The sequence below is a fragment of the Gammaproteobacteria bacterium genome (genome assembly GCA_011375345.1).
GTDB lineage: Bacteria > Pseudomonadota > Gammaproteobacteria > DRLM01 > DRLM01 > DRLM01.
Genome location: DRLM01000120.1, coordinates 1 through 22,248 on the forward strand (window position 1 = coordinate 1; position 22,248 = coordinate 22,248).

General features: G+C 62.3%; 22 protein-coding genes and 2 rRNA genes. 14 read left to right on the plus strand and 10 right to left on the minus strand.

Features of this window, described 5'->3' with window-relative positions; genetic code table 11:
* The 7 genes from ENJ19_08865 to ENJ19_08895 form a co-directional block, all read left to right on the plus strand.
* A 23S ribosomal RNA gene (locus ENJ19_08865) occupies window positions 1–276 on the plus strand; the annotation flags it as partial.
* A 102-nt stretch (window positions 277–378) separates the two neighbouring features.
* Window positions 379–493 (plus strand): 5S ribosomal RNA (gene rrf, locus ENJ19_08870).
* A 344-nt stretch (window positions 494–837) separates the two neighbouring features.
* Window positions 838–1,290 carry a universal stress protein gene (locus tag ENJ19_08875; GenBank protein ID HHM05842.1) on the plus strand — a complete coding sequence of 151 codons (453 nt, stop codon included), beginning with the start codon at window positions 838–840 and terminating at the stop codon, window positions 1,288–1,290.
* A gap of 28 nt (window positions 1,291–1,318) precedes the next feature.
* Entirely contained in the window at window positions 1,319–1,882 is a 564-nt protein-coding gene (gene ampD / locus ENJ19_08880; protein ID HHM05843.1) for a 1,6-anhydro-N-acetylmuramyl-L-alanine amidase AmpD, read from the plus strand.
* Window positions 1,875–2,483, plus strand: a complete 609-nt coding sequence (locus ENJ19_08885) for a histidine phosphatase family protein (protein HHM05844.1) — start codon at window positions 1,875–1,877, stop codon at window positions 2,481–2,483. The genes ampD and ENJ19_08885 overlap by 8 nt, the downstream gene beginning before the upstream one ends.
* Before the next feature lie 14 nt (window positions 2,484–2,497).
* A complete protein-coding gene (locus ENJ19_08890) occupies window positions 2,498–3,415 on the plus strand; it encodes an ROK family protein (protein ID HHM05845.1) in 918 nt (305 codons plus the stop codon).
* Entirely contained in the window at window positions 3,393–3,815 is a 423-nt protein-coding gene (locus ENJ19_08895) for a VanZ family protein (GenBank protein HHM05846.1), read from the plus strand. Before ENJ19_08890 ends, ENJ19_08895 begins: the two co-directional genes overlap by 23 nt.
* A 174-nt stretch (window positions 3,816–3,989) precedes the next feature.
* Here the strand turns inward: ENJ19_08895 and ENJ19_08900 are convergent, their stop codons facing one another.
* The 9 genes from ENJ19_08900 to ENJ19_08940 form a co-directional block, all read right to left on the minus strand.
* On the minus strand, window positions 3,990–4,823 hold the full coding sequence (locus ENJ19_08900) for a class I SAM-dependent methyltransferase (protein ID HHM05847.1): 834 nt from the start codon (window positions 4,821–4,823) through the stop codon (window positions 3,990–3,992).
* Between the two features lie 238 nt (window positions 4,824–5,061).
* The gene (locus ENJ19_08905; GenBank protein HHM05848.1) at window positions 5,062–5,823 is read right to left on the minus strand and encodes a type III pantothenate kinase; all 762 of its coding nucleotides are present in this window, start codon (window positions 5,821–5,823) and stop codon (window positions 5,062–5,064) included.
* 9 nt (window positions 5,824–5,832) lie between these two features.
* Window positions 5,833–6,813 (minus strand): bifunctional biotin--[acetyl-CoA-carboxylase] ligase/biotin operon repressor BirA, encoded by a 981-nt coding sequence (birA, locus tag ENJ19_08910; protein HHM05849.1) that lies wholly within the window; start codon window positions 6,811–6,813, stop codon window positions 5,833–5,835.
* 123 nt (window positions 6,814–6,936) lie between these two features.
* Entirely contained in the window at window positions 6,937–8,433 is a 1,497-nt protein-coding gene (locus tag ENJ19_08915; GenBank protein HHM05850.1) for a DEAD/DEAH box helicase, read from the minus strand.
* A 108-nt stretch (window positions 8,434–8,541) separates the two neighbouring features.
* Window positions 8,542–8,859, minus strand: a complete 318-nt coding sequence (locus tag ENJ19_08920) for a hypothetical protein (GenBank protein ID HHM05851.1) — start codon at window positions 8,857–8,859, stop codon at window positions 8,542–8,544.
* Window positions 8,860–9,197: 338 nt separating this feature from the next.
* Window positions 9,198–9,485, minus strand: a complete 288-nt coding sequence (locus tag ENJ19_08925) for a hypothetical protein (GenBank protein ID HHM05852.1) — start codon at window positions 9,483–9,485, stop codon at window positions 9,198–9,200.
* 477 nt (window positions 9,486–9,962) lie between these two features.
* Window positions 9,963–11,618, minus strand: a complete 1,656-nt coding sequence (gene groL / locus ENJ19_08930) for a chaperonin GroEL (GenBank protein HHM05853.1) — start codon at window positions 11,616–11,618, stop codon at window positions 9,963–9,965.
* A gap of 39 nt (window positions 11,619–11,657) precedes the next feature.
* The gene (locus ENJ19_08935; protein ID HHM05854.1) at window positions 11,658–11,948 is read right to left on the minus strand and encodes a co-chaperone GroES; all 291 of its coding nucleotides are present in this window, start codon (window positions 11,946–11,948) and stop codon (window positions 11,658–11,660) included.
* A 257-nt stretch (window positions 11,949–12,205) separates the two neighbouring features.
* Window positions 12,206–12,640 (minus strand): FxsA family protein, encoded by a 435-nt coding sequence (locus tag ENJ19_08940; protein ID HHM05855.1) that lies wholly within the window; start codon window positions 12,638–12,640, stop codon window positions 12,206–12,208.
* 89 nt (window positions 12,641–12,729) lie between these two features.
* Here ENJ19_08940 and ENJ19_08945 point away from each other — a divergent pair, with 89 nt between their 5' ends.
* The 7 genes from ENJ19_08945 to ENJ19_08975 all read left to right on the plus strand — a co-directional run bounded on the left by ENJ19_08945 (window position 12,730) and on the right by ENJ19_08975 (window position 19,322).
* Complete coding sequence (locus ENJ19_08945; protein HHM05856.1) at window positions 12,730–13,080, plus strand: divalent-cation tolerance protein CutA; 351 nt, start codon at window positions 12,730–12,732, stop codon at window positions 13,078–13,080.
* A gap of 29 nt (window positions 13,081–13,109) precedes the next feature.
* Entirely contained in the window at window positions 13,110–15,395 is a 2,286-nt protein-coding gene (locus ENJ19_08950) for a protein-disulfide reductase DsbD (GenBank protein HHM05857.1), read from the plus strand.
* On the plus strand, window positions 15,392–15,958 hold the full coding sequence (locus ENJ19_08955) for a TlpA family protein disulfide reductase (protein ID HHM05858.1): 567 nt from the start codon (window positions 15,392–15,394) through the stop codon (window positions 15,956–15,958). Before ENJ19_08950 ends, ENJ19_08955 begins: the two co-directional genes overlap by 4 nt.
* A gap of 137 nt (window positions 15,959–16,095) precedes the next feature.
* The gene (aroQ, locus tag ENJ19_08960) at window positions 16,096–16,545 is read left to right on the plus strand and encodes a type II 3-dehydroquinate dehydratase (GenBank protein HHM05859.1); all 450 of its coding nucleotides are present in this window, start codon (window positions 16,096–16,098) and stop codon (window positions 16,543–16,545) included.
* A 21-nt stretch (window positions 16,546–16,566) separates the two neighbouring features.
* A complete protein-coding gene (locus ENJ19_08965; protein HHM05860.1) occupies window positions 16,567–17,019 on the plus strand; it encodes an acetyl-CoA carboxylase biotin carboxyl carrier protein in 453 nt (150 codons plus the stop codon).
* 15 nt (window positions 17,020–17,034) lie between these two features.
* The gene (accC, locus tag ENJ19_08970; GenBank protein HHM05861.1) at window positions 17,035–18,375 is read left to right on the plus strand and encodes an acetyl-CoA carboxylase biotin carboxylase subunit; all 1,341 of its coding nucleotides are present in this window, start codon (window positions 17,035–17,037) and stop codon (window positions 18,373–18,375) included.
* A 74-nt stretch (window positions 18,376–18,449) separates the two neighbouring features.
* Window positions 18,450–19,322, plus strand: coding sequence for a 50S ribosomal protein L11 methyltransferase (locus ENJ19_08975; GenBank protein ID HHM05862.1), 873 nt, complete (start codon window positions 18,450–18,452; stop codon window positions 19,320–19,322).
* 256 nt (window positions 19,323–19,578) lie between these two features.
* Here the strand turns inward: ENJ19_08975 and ENJ19_08980 are convergent, their stop codons facing one another.
* Window positions 19,579–22,134, minus strand: a complete 2,556-nt coding sequence (locus ENJ19_08980) for a glycosyltransferase family 1 protein (GenBank protein HHM05863.1) — start codon at window positions 22,132–22,134, stop codon at window positions 19,579–19,581.
* Window positions 22,135–22,248 lie beyond the last annotated feature (114 nt).

The window sequence follows — 22,248 nt, forward strand, 5'->3', positions numbered from 1 at the left end:
CTCCTAGTACGAGAGGACCGGAGTGGACGTACCTCTGGTGTTCCGGTTGTCACGCCAGTGGCACAGCCGGGTAGCTATGTACGGACGGGATAACCGCTGAAAGCATCTAAGCGGGAAGCCTCCCTCAAGATTAGGTCTCCCTGGGAACTTGATTCCCCTGAAGGGCCGTTGAAGACGACAACGTTGATAGGCTGGGTGTGGAAGTGCAGTAATGTATGAAGCTAACCAGTACTAATTGCCCGTGAGGCTTGACCATATAACACCCAAGTGGTTTGGGCTGTGAACTCTGATCCTTAATACGCCGATACAGCTTCCGAATTGTTGCTTTTGGGGCTTGAACCCTGGACGGGTTCATACCTTAAGAGCGCTGCAAGTTTGCCTGGCGGCCATAGCGAGCGTGAACCACCCGATCCCATTCCGAACTCGGAAGTGAAACCGCTCAGCGCCGATGATAGTGTGGGGGATCCCATGCGAAAGTAGGACACTGCCAGGCGCCTAACCGGGAAAAGCCCGAGACGGTCACCGTCTCGGGCTTTTTTTTTCGTGGCGCTATTCCCCGGGCTGTGGTGGTGAAGGAATGACATGGGGGTGGAAGCCGCCCGCCGGCCCATCTGCGGACGAAAGCGGAGGCCGGTCGTTACTCAAGACTGTGCAACGGCTCCAGTGTGTCTCGTGAACCGCCGGATGCCGAACCGCATCTCCGGCGGTGTGAGATGACGGCGGGTGGGAACCCGCCTCCTGCCCGATGCAGAGTCGTTGCGTTTGCTTTGCACTTGGCGGGCTCGGGGTGGGCCGTGGTAGGATCACCCAAAGCTGTTTTTCCGCGGGGCTTTGGTCATGGCAAGGGCAGCGACACAGAATTACCGGCACCTCTTGGCAGCGGTGGATTTTTCGCCGGCCGATGCAAAGGTGCTCGCGCGCGCCCAGAGCCTGACCCGGCTCTTCAAGGCGCGGATCAGCATCGCCCACATCGTGGAATATATTCCCCTGACGCTGGACAACGATGCGCTGATCCCTCAATCCGTCGAGGTGGAGACCGCCCTGGTGGAGGTGGCCCGGAAGCGCTGTTCAACGCTGACACGGGACCGTGGCTGGGGCGACGCGGCGTGCATTGTTGAATTGGGTTCACCGCGGCTGGAGCTTCCCCGTATCGCTCAGGAGAGGGATGTCGATCTCATCATTATCGGCAGTCACGGCCGCCATGGTTTGGCGCGTTTTCTGGGTTCGACCGCCAATGGTGTTTTGCACGGGGCCGGCTGCGACGTGTTGGCTGTCCGCACCGGCGATTAATTGTAACGATCTGCCGGGGGTGAGGGTCATGGCTGGTGGCGCATCCATAAACTGGCTTGAGGGGGTGGCTCCGTGCCCCTCTCCCAACTGCGATCCCCGTCCTCCCCGCACGGAGGTGGATCTGCTTGTGATTCATGCCATCAGCCTGCCCCCGGAACAGTTCGGCGGGCCCTGGATCGAAGCCTTGTTTACCAACGCGCTGGATCATAGTGCCCACCCTTACTTCGCCGCTTTGCGTGGTGTGCGTGTTTCGGCCCACGTGCTCATCTGTCGTGACGGGGGGGTGCGCCAGTTTGTGCCGTTCCACATGCGCGCCTGGCATGCGGGCAAGTCCTGTTTTCAGGGTCGTGCCTCCTGCAACGATTTTTCCATTGGCATAGAGTTGGAAGGGTCTGATCAGCAGCCCTTCGATGAGCGTCAATATCCGGCGCTGGCCGAAGTCACCCTTGCCATCATGCGTGCATATCCCCGCATCACCCCCACACGTATCGTGGGTCATGCGGATATTGCCCCTGGCCGCAAAAGTGACCCCGGCCCCTTTTTCGACTGGGCCCGCTACCGGGCCATGATCGTCGCTCGCAGTCATGGCTGAGCAGCGCTACATCGATGTCCTGCGCCACGGCGAGCCGGAGGGGGGGCGCTGCATACGTGGCCAGCGCGACGATCGTCTGAGCGCCGCCGGCTGGGCCCAGATGCGGGCCGCCGTGGCCCACGGGCGACTGTGGCAGCGAGTGGTCAGCTCGCCTTTGCACCGCTGTGCCGATTTTGCCAGTGCCTACGCCAAGGCGCACCAACTGCCCCTTTGTATTGAACCTCGGCTGAAGGAGATTGGATTCGGTCCATGGGAAGGGCACAAGCCGGCTAAGCTGCAGCGTGACGATCCGGAGCGCTACACGCGTTTTCGCCGCGATCCCGTCGCCCACCTGCCGCCCGGTGCCGAACCGGTCACGGCCTTTGCCGCCCGCGTGGGGGCGGCCTGGGATGAGTTGTTGCTGCAGTCCGACGCGCGGGCGGTGTTGGTGGTGGCCCATGCCGGAGTCATTCGCGCCCTGCTGAACCATGTTCTGGGCGCGCCCGCCCACTGCTTGTTTCGCTCGCAGGTGGGCTATGCTTGTTTTACCCGCTTTGTTGTGGACAGCGGCGGCTTGGTCCGGCTGGTGTGCCACAACGTAGCCCGTTTGCCGGAAACGTGAGCACACCACCTTCCATGCGCATTGGCATCGATCTGGGCGGCACAAAAATAGAAGGCATTGCCCTCGGCGAGGGTGGCACACTACTCTGCCGGCGGCGCCTTGCCACCCCTGCCGGTGATTATCCCGCGACGGTGCGGGCCATGGCCGGCCTGGTTCACGCCATTGAAAGCGCGACGGGCCGCCGCGGCACCGTGGGGGTGGGCGCGCCGGGTGCGCTGTCGCCGGTTACGGGGAAGATAAGAAACGCTAACTCTACCTGCCTTATCGGCCAGGCCCTGGACCGTGATCTGAGCGCCGCCTTGCAGCGCCCGGTGCGCCTGGCCAATGATGCCAACTGCTTCGCCCTGTCCGAGGCCGTGGACGGTGCGGCTGCCGGCGCGGCGGTGGTGTTTGGCGTCATTCTGGGCACGGGCACCGGTGGCGGGCTGGTGGTGGACGGGCGGGTGCTCACCGGCCGCAACGCCATTGCCGGGGAGTGGGGTCACAATCCCCTGCCCTGGCCCACTGCCGATGAGCAGCCCGGTCCGCCCTGTTATTGCGGCAAGCGGGGCTGTATCGAGACTTTCCTGTCTGGTCCGGGTTTGGAACGCGACTTCGCCGCGACCACCGCCGCCACCCTGGCGGCCGCCGATATCGCCCGTCGGGCCGGTGCCGGTGATGAACAGTGTGAAGCGGTTTTGCAACGCTACGAACAGCGCCTGGCCCGCGCCCTTGCCACTGTGATCAACGTTCTTGATCCGGATGTCATCGTGTTGGGGGGCGGTTTGTCCAATGTGGAGCGCCTGTATCAGCGGGTGCCGCGCCTGTGGGGACGGTGGGTGTTTTCCGATCATGTGGCCACGCCGCTGGTGCCGCCCCTGCACGGGGATTCCAGCGGCGTGAGGGGGGCGGCCTGGTTGTGGCCGCAGGATGAGCGTGCCGGCCACGGCTGAGCCGACAACCGGGCGGTGGGTCCGGCGCCGCCTGCGTTGGTTTCCCCTGTGGCGGGCCGTGGGCTGGGGCCTGGTGGCCGTGGTGGTGTACGCCTCGCTGATGCCGGCGCCGCCGCTGCCCGGCTTCAGCGCCGCGGACAAAGTGGCTCACGTGGCCGGCTACGCCGGCTTGATGCTGTGGTTTGTCCAGCTCTACCAGCGGCCGGCGTACGGGCGAGTGGCGCTGGCTCTTGTCACTCTGGGCGTGGGGCTGGAAGTTGCCCAGGGGCTGACGGGTTACCGCAGTTTCGATTACTGGGACATGGCGGCCAACGGCCTGGGTGTGGTGGTGGCCTGGGGGCTGGGGCTGACGCCGGTTGCGATGGTGCTGCAAACTCTGGAGCGGAAAATGACGGCTTGAACGGGGTCTTGGCCCGCATTCCTCAGCAGATGGACAGGCCCTTGCTTGTTCTTTGGATACACAGGGGATTTTCTTCCATCGGAAATGGGCAATGTGTATTCCGCTCTGTCAGAACATCCCCTGTGAATCCACCGTCTTTCGCGATTGCCCCGCTTCCTGGTTGAGCAACCCGGGCTAGGCTTCCGCAACAATGTAAGCGATCCACGCCTCCTGGGTCTCCACCTCGGTGACTTCTAAATAGTTGCCGCTGCCGACCAAGTATTCCTCGTCGTTTTCGTCTTCTTCGAATTCTTCCCAATAAATGCGCACTTTGCTGAAGCCCGCTTCGTGCAACAGTTCCCGGATTTCGGGCAATGACCACAGGCGCCAATAATAAGAAAAGGCACGTTTCAGCTTGGATCCATCGGGAAAACCGAAATGGATGTAGCATTGCATTTCGTTGGTGATGGGATTGTACGTGGCCTGGTCCCAGGTGTAGGTAAAGTCCTCGCCTTCTATTTCCCGCTCTTCCGCCACGGCGTTGGGCGTTTCGAGACCGCCCAGCAGGTCGAGAAAGAACAAACCGTTGTCCTTCAGGCCGGCGCGTACGGTTTCGAAATAGTGCCGCAGTGCGCCGCGCCTGGTGAAGATCATATAGCTGAAATTCATAGCACAGGTGACGTCCGCCTTGGGGGCGTCGGCGGTGAGGACGTTGGCATTGATGAGCTTGATACGGCGGGCCACGTCTTTGCCGGCCGGGCGGACGTTGTGTTTCAAACCCCACTCCAGGGTTTCTGCGCACAAGTCCACGCCGATGGCCTGGCGCTTGGGATGGGACTTGGCCCACTGGGCGCACACCAGCGCTGTGCCGCAAAAGTCTTCGCGCAGGATCAATGGCCGTTTCCCGCGCAGCTCGCGGTAACGGGCGTCGAAGAAATCCAATTCGAACTCCGGTGATTGAACGGAAAGTTGATAGAGTTCGTGGCGGTCGGCCTTTTGGGCCATGGTGGGTGTGCTGCGTTTTGTCATGGGCCTGTTGCAAAGTCCTTGTGGTGGGAAGGCGCTAGATTAGCGGCGCGGACCCACCCTGGCAACCGGTGGGTTTATTCGCTGTCTTCGCTTGCTGTGGTGGACCGCTCTTTCAATAGGCGCAGTGGTTTGCCATATGTCGCGGCGTTGTCCGCTGTTGCTGTGGCGGGTCTTGTCTTATGGCCATAGTGCTGCCAGGCGAAGACCGCCACATTGGCCAACAGCAGGGCAAAGAATATCAGTCGCACGGGCTTTCTCCCAATATCGCCAGGCCTTCGAGCACGAGATGCGGGCGGTGCTCAAAGCCTGGGGTGAGCAAAGGATGCAGGCTCGCCGCGTCGCCGCCGGAAATCAAGCGGGCCATGTTTGGCCCCAGTTGGGTGGCCAGATTCTGAGCGATCCTGTCAATTAGTGCCACAGCGCTGTAGAGTGTGCCGCCCTGTACCGCGGCCTGGGTGCTGCGGGCCAGTAAAGTGCCCTGTTTGACGGTTTGGCCTTGCGCGCGCGCACTGATGTCGGCGGTCTTTTCCAGCAAGCTGCTGCGCATCAGCTGCACACCCGGCACGATCAGGCCGCCCAGGTGGTGGCCGTTTTCGTCCATGGCATCAATGGTAATGGCCGTTCCGGCGTTCACAATGCACGCGGCCTGCTGGTATCGTCGTCGTGTTGCCACCAGCGCTGCCCAACGGTCCACGCCCAGCTTGCCGGGTTCCTCGTAGGCGTTGGTCACGCCGCCCGCCCGGGCCTGGGCCTGGATAAAATGCGGTGTGATGTTCCAGTGAGATTGCATCCATGCGGTCAGCGCTGCGGCGATGGTTTCGCCGGCGACGTTGGCGGTGATGATGTTCCGGGGGGGAGGCATACGGCCCCAGGCGGCTTCGGCGCCCGCCGGGATGTTGGCGGCGTCCGGCCGGGTAAACGCTCCGCAGTGATCTAGCGCACCGTTTTTCCAGATGCCCCATTTGATACGGCTGTTGCCGATGTCCACCAGCAGCTTCAAGGGCGGTCCTTAAGTTTCGCCAGGGTACAGGCGTGCGCTGACATCGCCGCTTTGATAGGCGGTGATGCGGCGGTCGCGTTCAATCAACAAGGCACCGTGATCGTCGACGCCGCGTGCAACGCCGGTTACCTTCTCGCGCAAGCCTTGCAGCCTCACGGTCCGGCCCGCCAGGGCGTCGAGTTCACGCCATGTGGGCAAGCAGGCCTGCAAGCCCTGTTGGCCATAGCGTTCCGCCGACAGCAGCAGCTCACCCAGCAGCGCGCCCGCCAGGGCGTTGCGCCCGGGTGGTGATGGGGTGGCGCTTTGCACATCGGCCCAGGCCTGGTCGATCTCCACGTGCCGGGGCATGTGCACGTTCAAGCCGACACCGATCACCACGGCCTGGGCACCGTGGGACTCGCCGCTGGTTTCCAGCAATACGCCGGCCAGTTTGCGGCCCTGCCAAAGGACATCGTTGGGCCATTTCAGACCGATGTCGGTGATCCCCATTTGCGCCAGGCTTTTTGCCACCGCCACACCGGCGGCCAGGCTCATCCCGCTTAGTGCGGGCGGCTCCAATTCGAAACGCCAAAGCAGGGAAAGATAAATGTTGGCGCCCAGGGGGGAAGCCCAGTGCCGGCCGCGGCGGCCCCGGCCCTGTTGTTGGTGTTCTGCCAAACAGGCGTGCCCGCCCGGCCGGCCCGCGCGGGCGGCGTCAAGAAGATGGCTGTTGGTGGAGCGCAGGCTGTGGTGGATTTCCAGCTCGCTGAGCAATGGCGCGGCGCCCTGGGGGAGGGCCTGGCGTATGGCCTGTTCGTCCAGCAGTTCCACGGGCCGGGCCAGATGATAGCCTTTGCCGGCCACGGCATGGATGGTGACCCCCATAGCTCTCAACACGCGGATGGCTTTCCACACGGCGGTGCGGCTGACGCCCAATTGCCGGCTCAGATCCTCACCGGAGTGGAGGTGCCCGTTGCTGAGGATGCGCAAGGTGCGGTGGTGCAATGACATAGGGCGGATTTTAGCCCAAGCCGCCGAGGGTATCCGCCCCTGCCCGGGGGGCGTCTGGCACAGACCCCTACCCCTGGTGAGAGCGGCGCCTCGCCGCGATAATATCAACCTGACAATCCTAGCTCAGGAATATAACCCAGCGGCGCGTGAGCCCGGTCGCGCTTTGTTGCCTTTGGCTTTGAAAGGTTTGCCGGCCTTGCTGCTGCGGCTTGTTTTTTTGTGCGGGCGCGACGCGCTGGGGCGTTTTGTCAACGGTGGGCCTGCGGCCGCCTTGTCCCGCCGGGGCGTGGCTCGCTCGGGGACATTCAAGGGGCGTTCCCGCTGGTGCAAATAGGCCAGTGCCGCAGCAATGTCGTTCAGGCTGACTTGGTGTTCCCGCTGGTATTCTTCGATCACGTCCTGAAAAAATCCCAATTCCTGGGCCTTGAGGGTGTCGTTGATCAGCTGTTTGAATTGGGCGATGCGGCGGTCCGCCACGTCCTGCCGGGTGGGCAGTTGCATGGGGTTGATGGGCTGGCGGGTGGCGCGTTCGATGGCACGCAGCATGCGTTTTTCCCGCGGCGCGACGAATAATATGGCCTTGCCCTGGCGACCGGCGCGGCCGGTGCGGCCGATGCGGTGCACATAGGCCTCGGTGTCGTAGGGGATGTCGTAGTTGACCACGTGGCTGATGCGGTCCACGTCCAGGCCGCGGGCGGCTACGTCGGTGGCCACGACAATGTCCAGGGATTTTTTTTTCAGCCGCGCCACGGTTTTTTCCCGCAGCGCCTGGTTTATATCACCATTGAGCGGTGCGCTGGCGTAGCCGCGGGCCTCCAGTTTTTCTGACAGTTCCACCGTGGCGTTTTTGGTGCGCACGAAGACAATCATGGCATCGAAGTCTTCCGCCTCCAGAATGCGGGTGAGGGCATCCAACTTGTGGAGGTCGGTGACTTGCCAGCAATGCTGGCTGATGGTGTCTACGGTGGCGGTTTTGGTTTTGATTTTCACCTCCGCCGGCTTGTTCAGGTGACGCTGGGCGATTTTGTGCACGGCGCCGGGCAAGGTGGCGGAAAACAGCGCCACTTGGCGCGTCTGGGGCGTTTGTTCCAGAATCCACTCCACGTCTTCGAGAAAGCCCATTTTGAGCATTTCATCGGCTTCATCCAGCACCAGGCTCTGAAGCTGGCCCAAGTTCAGGGTCTTGCGGCGCAAATGATCCATCACCCGGCCGGGTGTGCCCACCACCACGTGCACGCCGCGGCGCAGCGATCGCAACTGGTCGGCCATGCCCTGGCCGCCGTAGAGGGGCAGCACCTGGAAACCCTTGAGATGGCGGGCGTAGGCCTGGAAGGTCTCCGACACTTGAATGGCCAGCTCCCGCGTAGGCGTGAGCACCAGCACCTGCGGTTGTTTGAGGCCGATATCCACCTTGCTGAGCAGGGGCAGGGCGAAGGCGGCGGTTTTGCCGGTGCCGGTCTGGGCCTGTCCCACCAGATCTTTGCCCGCCAGCAGCAAAGGAATGCTGGCGGCCTGGATGGGCGAGGGGGATTCGTAGCCGGCATCGGCAACAGCTCTGAGAATCAAAGGGTTAAGACCCAGTTCCGCGAAGGCGCCGGGGGAAGGGGTGGGACCTGACATGAATAAAAAACCTCTGTGGGATGTGTCGGCTCGACGCCGACCAAGGGGGAGCTGTGAGCGAGAAAGCAGTGAATTATACGCGAAAACGCTGGCTGGATGGGGTCGGGTTCAAGGTCTTTTGGGGTCTGCCTGGTCCAGTGCGCGTTTCAGGTAGCGGTCGCAGTATGCCCACGCCGGGTCGAGAACGAGTCCGGCGTGGGCATGATAAAAGCGCAGGCGGCAGGCAATGGGCTGGTGCAGCGAGGTGCGCGGTTCAAAGTCAGTCCAGGCGGCGACGGGGATGTCGTTTAATGTGCGGTCCGCGATGGCCCACAGCCCGTCTTCCAGAATCATGTCCAGGCCCCGCAAACCCTCGATGGGAAAACGTTGGGGATTGGTCGTCCACCTGAGCGCCAGGCGCACGGCGTTGAAACGTGCCGCGGGCACCACTGTCTCCTCGGTGCTGAAAACGGGGAGCCGCCGGAGCTGTTCACGATACACCGCTGGGTCTCTTTCGCAACGTCCACGCTTCGAAGTATGTTGCAACGGCAGCGCCGCGTCCAGCTTTCAGGGGGGCGGGTTTTCAGTGGCGCAACCCAATGAGAGGAAATCTGACCCGGGCCGCACCCCGCGTCGCGCATTGTTCAGTGGCCGGGGAAAGCACGCTCTGCCCGGCAGGCATTCTGGCCACGAATTCCGCAAGGGGCCCGGTCGCACCGGCGCGCAGCCAGCGGGGCTGGCCAGAGCTGTGCTCATCCGTTCAGCGAGGGGATGAGGCCCGTTGTTCAGGGGAGCAAGAACTGCAGCCGCTCGTCGGCTTTTGACGGCGTGATCTCCAAAACCTCGGCGGTGACGATGTTTTTCATCACAAAAGGGTCACTGTCCACCCGGTCCTGAAGTTCGGACAGCGTGGTATTGTGCGCGATGATCCCGCCACCGCTGTTGGTTTGCAGGCTGCCCGCCAGCACAAACACGCCCTCATCGAAACCGCGCTTTAGCCAGGCTTTGTGACCGTCCAAATACTGGCCCGCCTGCCCTTTGTTGTCTGAGAATTTCAACAGTATCACGAACATGGTTTTGATCCTCCATTTGACTGGACGGCGCGTGGCGGTGGCGGCCGGGGAGAGCCGGTCCCCATCCCAGCTCACAGATGCGAATGTATAAAGGGCGGCCCTTTCCGTTCCCACGCCCGTTGTTCCCCGGCCTTTGGCAAAGCCCCCCTGTTCTAACTGCCCGTGGGCGACGGCGCCGAACCGGGTCGGGCCTTTTCCCATGATTTCAGGCCTGTGGCGGAAGCCGACGTGCAGGAATATGACTTTTGCCGCGGTTTCCTTGAGGAGATGAAGAGGCGCGGGCCGGGCGGGGCGCAACGGGTAGTGCGGATCATATCAGCTGGCGCTGGTGCCGCAAGCGCAATCTGTGCAGGCGGTGTTTGTTCTAAGTGCGCCTGTGTTTTCACCGGGGCTGCCGCCGGTGCCTGCGGGCGCGAAAAAAAAAGGCCCCACCCAAACGGGCGAGGCCTTTTTTCGTGAGGTGGTGCCTGACCGGGCTTACATCATGCCGCCCATGCCACCCATTCCTCCCATGCCGCCCATATCGTCAGCGCCGGGTGCGGGCGCTTTTTCTTCCTTGGGCGCTTCGGCCACCATGGCTTCGGTGGTGATCATCAGGCCGGAGACGCTGGCTGCGTTTTGCAGGGCGCTGCGGGTGACCTTGGTGGGGTCCAGAATACCCATGTTCACCATGTCGCCGTATTCCCCGGTGGCGGCATTGAAGCCGTAGTTGCCCTTGCCGTTTTTGACTTCGGCCAGGACCACAGAGGCCTCACCGCCGGCGTTGGTGACAATCTGGCGCAGCGGTTCTTCCATGGCGCGGCGGGCGATGGAAATGCCCACGTCCTGGTCGTGGTTGTCACCTTTGAGCTCAGTGATGCCGGTCAGGGCGCGCACCAGAGCGACGCCGCCACCGGGCACGATGCCTTCTTCCACCGCAGCGCGGGTGGCGTGCAGGGCATCTTCCACGCGGGCTTTCTTTTCTTTCATTTCCACTTCCGTGGCGGCGCCCACTTTGATGACGGCCACGCCGCCGGCCAGCTTGGCGATGCGCTCTTGCAGTTTTTCGCGGTCGTAATCGGAAGTGGTTTCCTCCACCTGGGCGCGAAGCTGGGCCACGCGGGCTTCGATTTCGCTGCCATTGCCGGCTCCGTCAATGACAGTGGTGTCGTCTTTGGTGATGACCACGCGCTTGGCGGAACCCAGGTCGTCCAGACTGGCTTTTTCCAGGGACAGGCCCACTTCTTCGGAGATCACCTGGCCGCCGGTCAAAATGGCGATGTCTTGCAGCATGGCTTTGCGGCGGTCGCCGAAGCCGGGGGCTTTGACAGCGCAGACCTTGACGATGCCGCGGATGGTGTTCACCACCAAGGTGGCCAGGGCCTCGCCTTCCACATCTTCGGCGATGATCAGCAGCTGGCGGCCGGCTTTGGCGGCGCCTTCCAGCACCGGCAGCAGGTCGCGGATGTTGGAGATTTTCTTGTCGTGCAACAAGATGTAGGGGTTTTCCAGCTCCACGCTCATGCTTTGCTGGTTGTTGATGAAGTAGGGGGAGAGGTAGCCGCGGTCGAACTGCATGCCTTCCACCACGTCCAGCTCATTGTCCAGACCGGAGCCTTCTTCCACGGTGATCACGCCTTCCTTGCCCACTTTGTCCATGGCGTCGGCGATGATTTTGCCGATGGCTTCGTCGGAGTTGGCGGAAATGGTGCCCACCTGGGCGATGGATTTGTTGTCGGTGCAGGGTTTGGAGTGGCTCTTCAGCTCTTCCACGGCCGCGGCCACGGCTTTGTCAATGCCGCGCTTGAGGTCCATGGGGTTCATGCCGGAGGCGACGGCTTTCATGCCTTCGCGCAAAATGGCCTGGGCCAATACGGTGGCGGTGGTGGTGCCGTCGCCGGCCACGTCGGAGGTCTGGGAGGCGACCTCTTTCACCATTTGGGCGCCCATGTTTTCGAACTTGTCAGCCAGTTCGATTTCCTTGGCGACGGACACGCCGTCCTTGGTGATGGTGGGAGCGCCGAAGCTTTTCTCCAGCACCACGTTGCGGCCTTTGGGGCCCAGGGTCACTTTAACGGCGTTGGCCAGAATGTTTACGCCGTGCACCATGCGGTGCCGGGCGTCGTCACTGAAGCGGACTTCTTTCGCTGCCATGTTTTTGATCCTCCAAAATAATAGTCTGCGGGGGGGCGCTTAGCCTTCGATGACCGCCATGATGTCGTCTTCGCGCATCACCAGCAGGTCTTCGCCTTCCACTTTCACCTCAGTGCCGGCGTATTTGCCGAACAGCACCTTGTCGCCCACTTTGACGTCCAGGGCGCGCTGCTCGCCGTTGTCCAGGATCTTGCCGTTACCCACGGCGATCACCTCGCCCTTGCTGGGCTTTTCGGTGGCGGTGTCGGGAATCACGATGCCTCCAGCGGTTGTGCGCTCTTCTTCGAGGCGGCGCACCACGACGCGGTCATGTAACGGACGAATGTTCATACTTGAGATCTCCCTAAGTCTTGATTTAGAAACAATGACTTGCGCAATGCTTCCAGGTTGGGGTGGGTGATTGTTAGCACTCACCACTCGTGAGTGCCAATAATGATAGTTCCGAAATTCAAAAGGTCAAGGGGCAAGCCCTGTCGAATGGCAAAAAAATATCCAGGACTGCGATTGAACAAGGGATAACTATAGAAGAGAAGTTCAGGGGAGGGGTGGAGCTTTGACAGGACCGCCGCGGCATCCGGGCCCCCCGCTCAACGGTCGTCGCGGGTGTAGTCGCCGTCGATGGTGTGGGACTCGTGTCGGGTGTAGCTGCGGGCGCTGACTATTACGTTGCTGTGGCGCAGCAAGTACAGCACCATGGCGCGGCGGGTGGCGGGGATCAGTCCCAGGAACCCGATGGTGTCGGTAAAAAAACCGGGTGTGAGCAACAGGGCACCGCTGACCAGCAGCACCAGGCCTTCCATCATCTCCAGGGCGGGAAGCTCGCCCCGCGCCAGGGTGGTTTGCACGCGCTGCCATGTGGCGAAGCCCTGCTGGCGCAACAGATAGGCGCCGATGACCGCAGTGAGCACCACCAGCCCCACAGTGGGCAGGGCGCCGATCCACCCCCCCACTGTAATCAGGAGGTAGATTTCCAGAACCGGAACGCCGAGGAAGATTAAAAACAGGGCTTTGAATGGCGTCATGGCACACACGGTACACTTCCCCGCCGCCAAGCTCAAGTTGTGATCCCGGTGGCGGCGAAGGACAGGTGGATTTGCTAGAATCCGGCGCCATGAGCACTGAGGCTTGCATTGTTTATTGCACCTGCCCGGACGGCGAGGTGGCCGGGCGCATCGCCCGCGGGCTGGTGGGCGCCGGGCTGGCCGCCTGCGTCAACGTGGTACCTGCCGTGCGCTCGGTGTATCGCTGGCGGGGGGCGGTGGAGGAGGCGGACGAAGTGTTGTTGTTGATCAAGTCGACGCGGCCTGCCTTGCAGGGTCTTCAGGAAGCGGTGTTGCGGCTGCATCCCTATGAACTTCCGGAGTTGGTCGCGGTCCCAATCGCCACCGGCTTGCCCGCCTATCTGGCCTGGATTGAGGAGTCTGTGCCAGGCCCGGATCAGGGCGCGGCCCCGTCCTCCTAACGAACAATGCCAAGAGGACAGTTTCCATGATGCACATCCAGTCGGGCACGCCCGTGTGCCGTGTCTGCATGTTATTGCTGGCCGCCCTCGGCGCCTTTCTCGCCGGTCCTGCTGCGGCTGTCCAGCCCGACGATCTGCTTCACCCCGATCAGGCTTTCCGCGTCAGCGCCACGCCCCTGGCCGCCGATATGGTGCGGGTGGAGTGGGAGATCGCCGAGGGTTACTACTTATATAAGGGGAAAATCAGTTTCCGCAGCGCTGACCCGGGTGTGGAACTGGGTCCGCCCATGCTGCCCGAGGCCCACGATATCAAACACGATGAATTCTTCGGCGAAAGCGCCATCTATCGTGGCCATGTGGCAGTGGACATTCCCCTGATCCGCGCCGATGCCCGTCATGCCTTGGATTTTTCCCTCATCGCCAAATCCCAGGGTTGTGCCGATGCGGGGGTGTGTTTCCCGCCGCGGGAGCAGACGCTCAGTGTGAGCCTGGCCGCCGCCCCCGGCGGCCCGCCAAAAAGCGGCGGGGTGCTCGGTGGGTTTTTGAATTCCGTAAAAGACACCCTGGGCCTGGGCGGGGCGGGCGAGGAGTTTTTGGATCCCGATCAGGCGTTTGTTTTCGCGGCCGGGGCACAGGAGAACAAGGCTTTCCACCTTCAGTGGCAGATTGCCGATGGCTATTATCTCTATCGCAAACAGCTCAAGGTCACCCTCAAAGACAGTCCCGGCGTGACCCTGGGGGAGTTGGTGCTGCCTCCGGGCAGGATGAAAACCGACGAGTCTTTCGGTCACTCCGAGGTGTATTACCACAAGCTGGATGTGCGTGTGCCGGTGGTGTTTGAGGGGGAGGGGCGGTCTGTCACCGCCGAGGTGCGTTATCAGGGCTGCGCCGACGCCGGCCTGTGTTACGCCCCCATCACCAAGACCGTGGCCCTCACGCTGCCGGCGGGTGGGGCGGGGCCGGCACCGGCACCAGTGATCCCTGCTGTCAGTGGTTTTGTGTCCGAGCAGGACCGCTTCGCCCAGTCCCTCATGGGTGGCAACCGTCTGCTTACCATGCTCAGTTTCTTTGGCGTGGGATTGCTGCTGGCCTTTACACCCTGTGTGTTCCCCATGGTGCCCATCCTCTCCAGCCTCATCGTGGGGCAGGGGGCCAGCATCACCACCCGCAATGCCTTCTTCTTGTCCCTGGCCTACGTGCTGGCCATGGCGCTGACCTACACGGTGGCGGGGGTGTTGGCGGGCCTGTTCGGCGCCAATTTGCAGGCGGCTTTCCAGAATGCCTGGGTCATCGGCGCCTTCAGCGCGCTGTTTGTGGCGCTGGCGCTGTCCATGTTCGGCTTTTACGATCTGCAACTGCCCGCGAGTTGGCAGAGCAGGCTCAGCGAAATCAGCAACCGGCAGCAGGGGGGCACCCTGGCCGGTGCCTCTATCATGGGCTTGTTGTCCGCGCTCATCGTCGGTCCCTGCGTGGCGGCGCCTTTGGCCGGTGCGCTCATCTATATCGGGAACACCGGCGATGCGGTGCTCGGCGGCCTGGCTTTGTTCGCCATGAGTCTGGGCATGGGGGTGCCGCTGTTGGCGGTGGGGACCTCCGCGGGTAAATGGCTGCCCCGCGCCTCCGGCTGGATGAACACCATCAAAGCCGTGTTCGGCGTGTTGCTTTTGGGGCTGGCGATCTGGATGCTGGAACGGGTGATTCCCGGGCAGTTGGCGCTGGTGCTGTGGGGGGCGCTGTTTATCGTCACGGCGGTGTTTCTGGGGGTGGCCAACACCCTGCCGGTGGAGGCCACGGGCTGGCAGAAGTTGTGGAAAGGTGTCGGCTTCGTCTTTCTGGTTTACGGTGTTGTGTTGACGCTGGGGGCGGCCACCGGTGGCAACAGCATGTTCAAGCCGCTGGCCAATGCCTCCTTCCTGGGCGGTGGCCAGGCCAGCGCGCCGGCCTTGCCGTTCGTCCGGATCAAGGGGCCGGACGGCCTGGACCAGGCCCTGCAACGCGCCCGTGCCCAGGGTCAGCCGGTGATGCTGGATTTCTACGCTGACTGGTGTGTGTCCTGCAAGGAGATGGAACATCTCACCTTTTCCGATCCTGCGGTGCAGGCGGCGCTGGCCGGGGTGATGTTGCTGCAGGCGGACGTGACGGCCAACGATGAGGCAGACAAAGCCCTGATGGCGCGTTTTGGCATTTTTGGTCCGCCGTCCATCCTGTTTTTCGGCGTCGACGGCACCGAGCGCAAGGCTTATCGCGTGGTCGGATTCCTCGATGCCGGGGAATTCGCGTCCCACGTGCAACAAGCGCTGGAGAGGAGTTTGTGAGCGAAAAAATCACGCCGTTGAAGCGGCCCGGCCTGGTTCTGGGTCTGTTGACCGTGGGTGTTGCCACCGTGGTGGGCTATTTCGTTTTCAGCGACTGGGCGCAGCGGCGCGCCGCCGCGGAGCGGGGTGAAGTGAGCGCTGCCCTGGAGCGGCAGCGGCCGGGCTTCGGTCTGCCGGATATGGATGGCGTGGTTCACCATATTGATGAATGGGACGGCAAAGTTATCGCCCTGAATTTCTGGGCCACTTGGTGCCGGCCTTGTTTGCGTGAGATTCCCATGCTCAACGGCTTGCAGGCCCGCTACGGCGAACAGGGCCTGCAGGTCATCGGCGTGGCGCTGGATGACCGCGAGGCGGTGAGCGCCTTCATCAGGAACACCCCCATTGACTACGCCATCATGATTGGTGAGGACGATGCCGTGGACGTGGCCAGGGCCTACGGCAATGACGCCGGCGTGCTGCCCTATACCGCCATTATCGACCGTGACGGGCGGATTGCCGCCGTGGAATTCGGGGAATTGCATGAGCGCGAGGCCATCACCCTGATCCAGCCCCTGCTTTAAATCACGTGGAAGTGGTGGCAATGATCATGCGGGTATTTGCGACGAACACACGGGAAGTTCAAACGATATAGACAAACCCACCTTGGCCATGCAGAATTACCCTTCTGGCGCTGAGTCGTGTGCGCAGAAGGATTTTCATGGCTACCTTGCTGCTTTTGAACGGCCCCAACCTGAATATGTTGGGCCGCCGCGAGCCCGGTCTTTATGGACGGACCCGCCTTGCGGATATCTGCCGCCATCTGGAAAACCTGGCGGGGCAAAGCGGTCACCGCCTGCTTCATTTCCAAAGCAACGCGGAGCACGCTCTCATCGAGCGCGTTCACAGCGCTGCTGAGGAACAAGTGGCGTTCATCATTTTCAACCCCGCGGCCTTTACGCACACCAGTGTGGCACTGCGCGATGCCCTGCTGGCGGTGGATATCCCTTTTATAGAGGTTCACCTGTCCAATGTGCACCGCCGCGAGGCGTTCCGCCATCAGTCCTATTTTTCAGACATCGCCAGCGGCGTGATTGTGGGGTTCGGGCCGCAAGGTTACGAACTGGCCCTGCAGGCTGCCGTCACCGAACTGGCCAGGGAAAAGAGTTAAACCGGGGTACAACGCACTGTCATGGACATACGCAAAGTAAAAAAACTGATTGAACTGCTGGAAGAGTCCGGTATCGCCGAAATCGAAATCCACGAGGGGGAAGAATCGGTGCGCATCAGCCGTTATCCGGCCGGGGGGAGTGTCGCCCTGCCTGCGCCGGCCCCGCCCGTGGCCACTTTGCCGGCGGCGGCCGCTGTCAGATCCGAGACTGAGGCGGTGGATGAGCCCGCCGTGCCCAGTGGTCACACCGTGACCAGCCCCATGGTGGGAACGTTTTACCGCGCCTCGGCCCCCGGGAACAAACCCTTCGTGGAAGAGGGGCAGACGGTGAAAGCGGGCGACACCCTGTGCATCATCGAAGCGATGAAAATGTTCAACCAAATCGAATCCGACAAAGCGGGAGTGATCAAGGCCATCCTGGTGGAAAACGGCCAGCCGGTGGAATACGGCCAACCGCTGTTCATCATCGATTAACAGCGGGACCAGACCATGCTCGAAAAAGTAGTGATTGCCAACCGGGGCGAAATCGCGCTGCGCATCTGGCGCGCGTGCAAGGAGATGGGCATCAAAACCGTCGCCATTCATTCCAGCGCCGATCGTGATCTGAAACACGTGCGCCTGGCTGATGAATCAGTGTGCATCGGCGAGAATGCCGCTGCCCAAAGTTATTTGAATGTTCCCGCTGTCATCAGCGCCGCGGAAGTGACCGATGCCGTGGCCATCCATCCGGGATACGGTTTTTTATCGGAAAACGCTGATTTTGCCGACGTGGTGGAACAAAGCGGTTTTATCTTTATCGGTCCGCGCGGTGACACCATCCGCCTGATGGGCGACAAGATCTCTGCCATCGCCGCCATGAAAAAAGCCGGCATTCCCTGTGTGCCGGGCTCCGACGGTCCTTTGGGCGACAACCCGGACGAGATCCTGAGTCTCGCCCGGAGCATCGGCTATCCGGTAATCATCAAGGCCGCCGGCGGCGGCGGCGGGCGCGGCATGCGGGTGGTGCGTTCTGAGGCGGCCCTGCTCAACGCCATTGCCCTGACGCGCAGCGAAGCGGGAGCGGCCTTCGGCAACGATACCGTCTACATGGAAAAATTCCTGGAAAACCCCCGCCACATCGAATTCCAGGTGCTGGCCGACGGCCAGGGTCACGCCATTCACCTGGGCGAACGGGACTGTTCCTTGCAGCGCCGTCATCAAAAAGTGATCGAAGAGGCGCCGGCGCCGGGGCTCAACGAAAAGCTGCGTGACAAAATGGGGGTGCGCTGCGCCAAAGCCTGTGTGGACATCGGCTACCGTGGCGCGGGCACCTTCGAGTTTCTCTACGAAGACGGACACTTCTACTTCATCGAGATGAACACCCGCCTGCAAGTGGAACATCCCGTCACCGAGATGATCACCGGCGTGGACATCGTCAAAGAACAACTTCGCATCGCCGCGGGAGAGCCCTTGCGCTTCCGGCAAAAGGACATCCGCTTTACCGGTCATGCCCTCGAATGCCGCATCAACGCCGAAGACCCGGTCAAGTTCACCCCCTCGCCCGGGGTCGTCAAACGCTACCATGCGCCCGGTGGTCCCGGTATCCGGGTGGATTCCCATCTCTACGACGGTTACACCGTGCCGCCGTACTACGACTCCATGGTGGGCAAACTCATCTCCCACGGCGAAGACCGCGATTCGGCGCTGGCGCGCATGCGCACGGCCTTGATGGAACTGGTGGTGGATGGCATAAAAACCAACACCGAGCTGCACCGCGACATCCTCAACGATGCCGCCTTTCAGGCCGGTGGCACCAATATTCACTACCTGGAACGCAAGCTGGGCATGTAGCTTCAACAGTTGCTGTCAAATTCAGCCTGGATGGAGCACGGCGGAATCCAGGCTGCAAATGAACCGACCGAATCATGCCCTGGCTGCAACTCCACTTTGACACCTCCCGCGACCAGGCCGAAGCCTTGAGCGCCACCTTGTCCGCGCTGGGGGCGCAAGCCGTTACCCTGGGTGACGCTGCCGATGAAGCCTTGCTGGAGCCGCCGCCCGGTGCTGCGCCGCTTTGGTCGAAGGTGGTCGTGACCGCCTTGTTTGCTTCCGGCACGCAAGCGGAGGATATCATCGCAAAAGTGGAAGCCTTGCTGGGCCCCGCTCCCCCTTGCCGTAAAGAACAGCTGGAAGATCAAGCTTGGGAGCGTGCCTGGCTGGAACACTTCCAGCCCATGCGTTTCGGTGAGCGCTTGTGGGTATGTCCGCGGGAACAGGGCCCAGTCGAGCCGGATGGCGTCAATATCCTGCTCGATCCCGGCCTGGCATTCGGTACCGGCACCCACGCCACCACAGCCCTGTGTCTGAACTGGCTGGATGCCCATCCTCCCCGGGGGAAAACCGTCATCGACTATGGCTGTGGCTCCGGCATCCTCGCCATCGCCGCCGCCAGGCTCGGCGCAGCCCAGGTGCGGGCCGTGGACCACGATTCCCAGGCCCTGCAAGCCACTTGTGACAATGCGCTCGTCAACCGGGTGGCTGAGCGGATTGCCACCCACTCTCCGGCCGATTTCCCCCACGTCCCTGCGGATCTTCTCTTGGCCAACATCCTCGCCGGACCGTTGATCGAACTGGCGCCCCGTTTTGCCGCGCTGCTTCGCCCTGGCGGTGATATCGTCTTGTCCGGCATTCTCGCCGAGCAAAAGCAGGCCGTGGTGGACGTCTACCAACTGCACTTTCGGCTGCACCCGCCGGTGGAACAACAAGGGTGGGTGCGTCTGTGGGGCAAGCGACGATGACGGAAGAACCGGGTTGATTTGACCCTGCCCGGCAAAGCCTTCTGCGCGACGACGGCCCTTTCCCGCACCGCCCTGGCCGTCGCCGACGGCGAAGTGGAAAACATTGAATACGCTTGTTGGTCAGATTCGGCGCGATGGGTGAAATGCTCTGCTGGATGTGATCAGGTCCATACCGTCATTTCTCACCCCGCGGGGGCAGCAGCGCGAGGCGGCTGGCCGGCTCCGGGCGGGCCCGGGAGGGGCGCCGCCAACCCAGTCACACCCAGATCATCAGGCCCATCTCAAAGGGATGGCTCAGCAGAGGATGACTGGGATAGGCACGCAGCTTGTAGTACTGCAAGCCCGGCAGCGGCGGGTGCAGATCCAGGCGGAAGACGGTTTCGCCGTTGCGGGTGCCGGCGGCCTGGAGCCGCTGCACGTCGCGCAGTTCGAAGTGGTTGTTGTGATCGTCCTTGCCCACCAGGCACTCCACGGTGATGTCATCGGCCTTGAGGTCGCCCAGGTGTACACCGACTTCGATGTTCAGCGACTGGCCCGCGGTGAGCCGCGTCTGCTGGGGATCGAGGCGCCGCAGGGTGACCTTGGGCCAGGCTGCCGCGACGCGTTTTTTCCACGCCGCCAGTTGCTTTGCCGGGGCGCCGCCGTCGCCGCTCAAGCGGCGGCGGGCCTTGGCGGCGGGGCCGTAGAAGCCGGCCACGTAATCCAGCACCATGCGTTGGGCGTTGAAACGGGGAATCAGTGTTTTCATGGACGCCTTGGCCATTTTCACCCAGCCTTCGGGGTAGCCGTGGCCGTTGCGGTCGTAGTAGAGGGGGACCACTTCTTTTTCGAGAATATCCAGCAGTTCCCGGGCTTCTTCCTGGTTGCGCTTGTCGTGGTCGTAGTCGGGCCCGTGGGGGGTGATGGCCCAGCCGTTGTCGCCGGTGTAGCCCTCCCCCCACCAGCCGTCCAGCACGCTCAAGTTGAGCACGCCGTTCATGCCGGCTTTCTGGCCGGAGGTGCCGCTGGCTTCCATGGGGTATTCCGGGGTGTTGACCCACACGTCCACCCCGGAGACCAGTTTGCGGCCCAGGGCCATGTCGTAGCCTTCCAGCATGATGATCTTGCCTTCAAAACTGGGGTGGCGGCTGTATTCGTGAATGGTTTTGATGAGCTGCTGGCCGGGGATGTCGTGGGGATGGGCCTTGCCCGCGAAAATAAAGATCACCGGCCGTTCGGGGTCGTTGATTATGCGCGCCAGCCGCTCCGGGTCGGAGAACAACAGGGTGGCCCGCTTGTAGGTGGCGAAGCGGCGGGCGAAACCGAGGATGAGCACGTCGGTGTTTTCCGCCGTAAGCTCTCTGGTCAGACGCTTGATCTGTGTGGCGCTTACGCCGTTGCGGCTGTACTGGTGTACGGCGCGTTCGCGGACGTCTTCCAGCAGCTCGGATTTCAAAGACTGGCGCAGACTCCAGAACGTGTAATCGGGAATCTCGTCCAGGCGCGACCAGTATGCCTCATTATTGAGTTCATTGCGCCACTCGGCGCCGAAACGCATGTCCAGCAGGCCCAGCCATTCCCGCGCCAGGAAGGTGGGCAGATGTACCCCGTTGGTGACGTAGGAAATAGGGTTTTCCTCGTGGGGGATTTGCGGCCACACGTAAGCTTCCATGCGTGAGGCCACGCCACCGTGGATACGGCTCACACCGTTGTGAAAGCGCGAGCCGCGCAGCGCCAGGGCCGTTTGGTTGAAGCCGCCCTCGTTGCCGGGGCTTACCCCCAACTCCAAAAACCTGGGCATGTCCAGCTTGAGCTGGGGGATGTAGCCGGCGAAGTATTCGTGCATCAGATGGTGGTCGAAAATGTCGTGGCCCGCCGGCACCGGCGTGTGGGTGGTGAACACCGTGCCGCTGGCCACCTGTTCCAGGGCGGAATCGAAATCCGCGCCGGCGGCGGTGAGTTCGCGGCAGCGTTCCAAGACCTGAAAAGCCGCGTGGCCCTCGTTGATGTGCCACACCGTAGGCGCCATGTTCAGGGCGCGCAGCGCCCGCACCCCGCCGATGCCCAGCACAATCTCCTGCTGAATCCGGGTGTGAATGTCGCCGCCGTAGAGCTGGTGGGTAATGGCGCGATCGCTGGCGCTGTTTTCCGCCACATCGCTATCCAGCAGGCACAGGGTGATGTGGCCCGCCTTGGCCAGCCACACTTTCAAGGCCACGCGGCGCTCTGGCATGTCCACATACACGTGCAATTCGCCGCCGCTGGGTGAGGTGGCCGGGGTGGTGGGGAGTGACTCAAAATCCGTGGGGCTGTAGTGGGCCACCTGCTGGCCCTGGGCGTCCACCGTCTGAATGAAATAACCCTGGCGGTACAACATGCCCACCGCCACAAAGGGCAGGGTCAAATCGCTGGCTGCCTTGCAGTGATCCCCCGCCAGGATCCCCAGGCCGCCGGAGTAAATGGGCAGGGATTCGTGCAATCCGAACTCAGCGCAAAAATAGGCCACCAAATCGCTTTCGGCGTCCAAATGGGGCGTGATCCCGGGCCGCACACTTTCCTGATGATAGGTGTCGTAGGCAGACAGGGCCCGGTTCATGTCCTCAATAAAAATACGGTCTTTGGCCGCCGCGTTCAGCCGCTCCTGGGCGATGCGTTTCAACAGCAGCTTCGGGTTATGGCCGCAGCGTTCCCACAAGTCAGGATCCAAGCGCACAAACAGCCCCCGGATGCGCCGGTCCCAGCTGTACATCAAATCATTGGCCAGCTCCTCCAGGCGCGCCAGGCGCTTGGGAATCTGCGGTTGTACTTCCAGGCTGAAACGGGTTCCGTTCATGGTGCGAGTCCTACCTTATGAAACGACAAGGGTCCGGGAATTGACGATCAGAGAAGGTCCAGCCCTCCATCAGCAATTCACGTGCCACGACACTGCATCCACCCCTGGGGGTGC

Excerpts from the sequence above, each read along its gene's own strand:
- ENJ19_08875 (HHM05842.1), top strand. The coding sequence starts at position 838 with ATGGCAAGGGCAGCGACACAGAATTACCGGCACCTCTTGGCAGCGGTG.
- ampD (HHM05843.1), top strand. The coding sequence starts at position 1,319 with ATGGCTGGTGGCGCATCCATAAACTGGCTTGAGGGGGTGGCTCCGTGC.
- ENJ19_08885 (HHM05844.1), top strand. The coding sequence starts at position 1,875 with ATGGCTGAGCAGCGCTACATCGATGTCCTGCGCCACGGCGAGCCGGAG.
- ENJ19_08890 (HHM05845.1), top strand. The coding sequence starts at position 2,498 with ATGCGCATTGGCATCGATCTGGGCGGCACAAAAATAGAAGGCATTGCC.
- ENJ19_08895 (HHM05846.1), top strand. The coding sequence starts at position 3,393 with ATGAGCGTGCCGGCCACGGCTGAGCCGACAACCGGGCGGTGGGTCCGG.
- ENJ19_08900 (HHM05847.1), bottom strand. The coding sequence starts at position 4,823 with ATGACAAAACGCAGCACACCCACCATGGCCCAAAAGGCCGACCGCCAC.
- birA (HHM05849.1), bottom strand. The coding sequence starts at position 6,813 with ATGTCATTGCACCACCGCACCTTGCGCATCCTCAGCAACGGGCACCTC.
- ENJ19_08915 (HHM05850.1), bottom strand. The coding sequence starts at position 8,433 with ATGTCAGGTCCCACCCCTTCCCCCGGCGCCTTCGCGGAACTGGGTCTT.
- ENJ19_08925 (HHM05852.1), bottom strand. The coding sequence starts at position 9,485 with ATGTTCGTGATACTGTTGAAATTCTCAGACAACAAAGGGCAGGCGGGC.
- groL (HHM05853.1), bottom strand. The coding sequence starts at position 11,618 with ATGGCAGCGAAAGAAGTCCGCTTCAGTGACGACGCCCGGCACCGCATG.
- ENJ19_08935 (HHM05854.1), bottom strand. The coding sequence starts at position 11,948 with ATGAACATTCGTCCGTTACATGACCGCGTCGTGGTGCGCCGCCTCGAA.
- ENJ19_08940 (HHM05855.1), bottom strand. The coding sequence starts at position 12,640 with ATGACGCCATTCAAAGCCCTGTTTTTAATCTTCCTCGGCGTTCCGGTT.
- ENJ19_08945 (HHM05856.1), top strand. The coding sequence starts at position 12,730 with ATGAGCACTGAGGCTTGCATTGTTTATTGCACCTGCCCGGACGGCGAG.
- ENJ19_08950 (HHM05857.1), top strand. The coding sequence starts at position 13,110 with ATGCACATCCAGTCGGGCACGCCCGTGTGCCGTGTCTGCATGTTATTG.
- aroQ (HHM05859.1), top strand. The coding sequence starts at position 16,096 with ATGGCTACCTTGCTGCTTTTGAACGGCCCCAACCTGAATATGTTGGGC.
- ENJ19_08965 (HHM05860.1), top strand. The coding sequence starts at position 16,567 with ATGGACATACGCAAAGTAAAAAAACTGATTGAACTGCTGGAAGAGTCC.
- accC (HHM05861.1), top strand. The coding sequence starts at position 17,035 with ATGCTCGAAAAAGTAGTGATTGCCAACCGGGGCGAAATCGCGCTGCGC.
- ENJ19_08975 (HHM05862.1), top strand. The coding sequence starts at position 18,450 with ATGCCCTGGCTGCAACTCCACTTTGACACCTCCCGCGACCAGGCCGAA.
- ENJ19_08980 (HHM05863.1), bottom strand. The coding sequence starts at position 22,134 with ATGAACGGAACCCGTTTCAGCCTGGAAGTACAACCGCAGATTCCCAAG.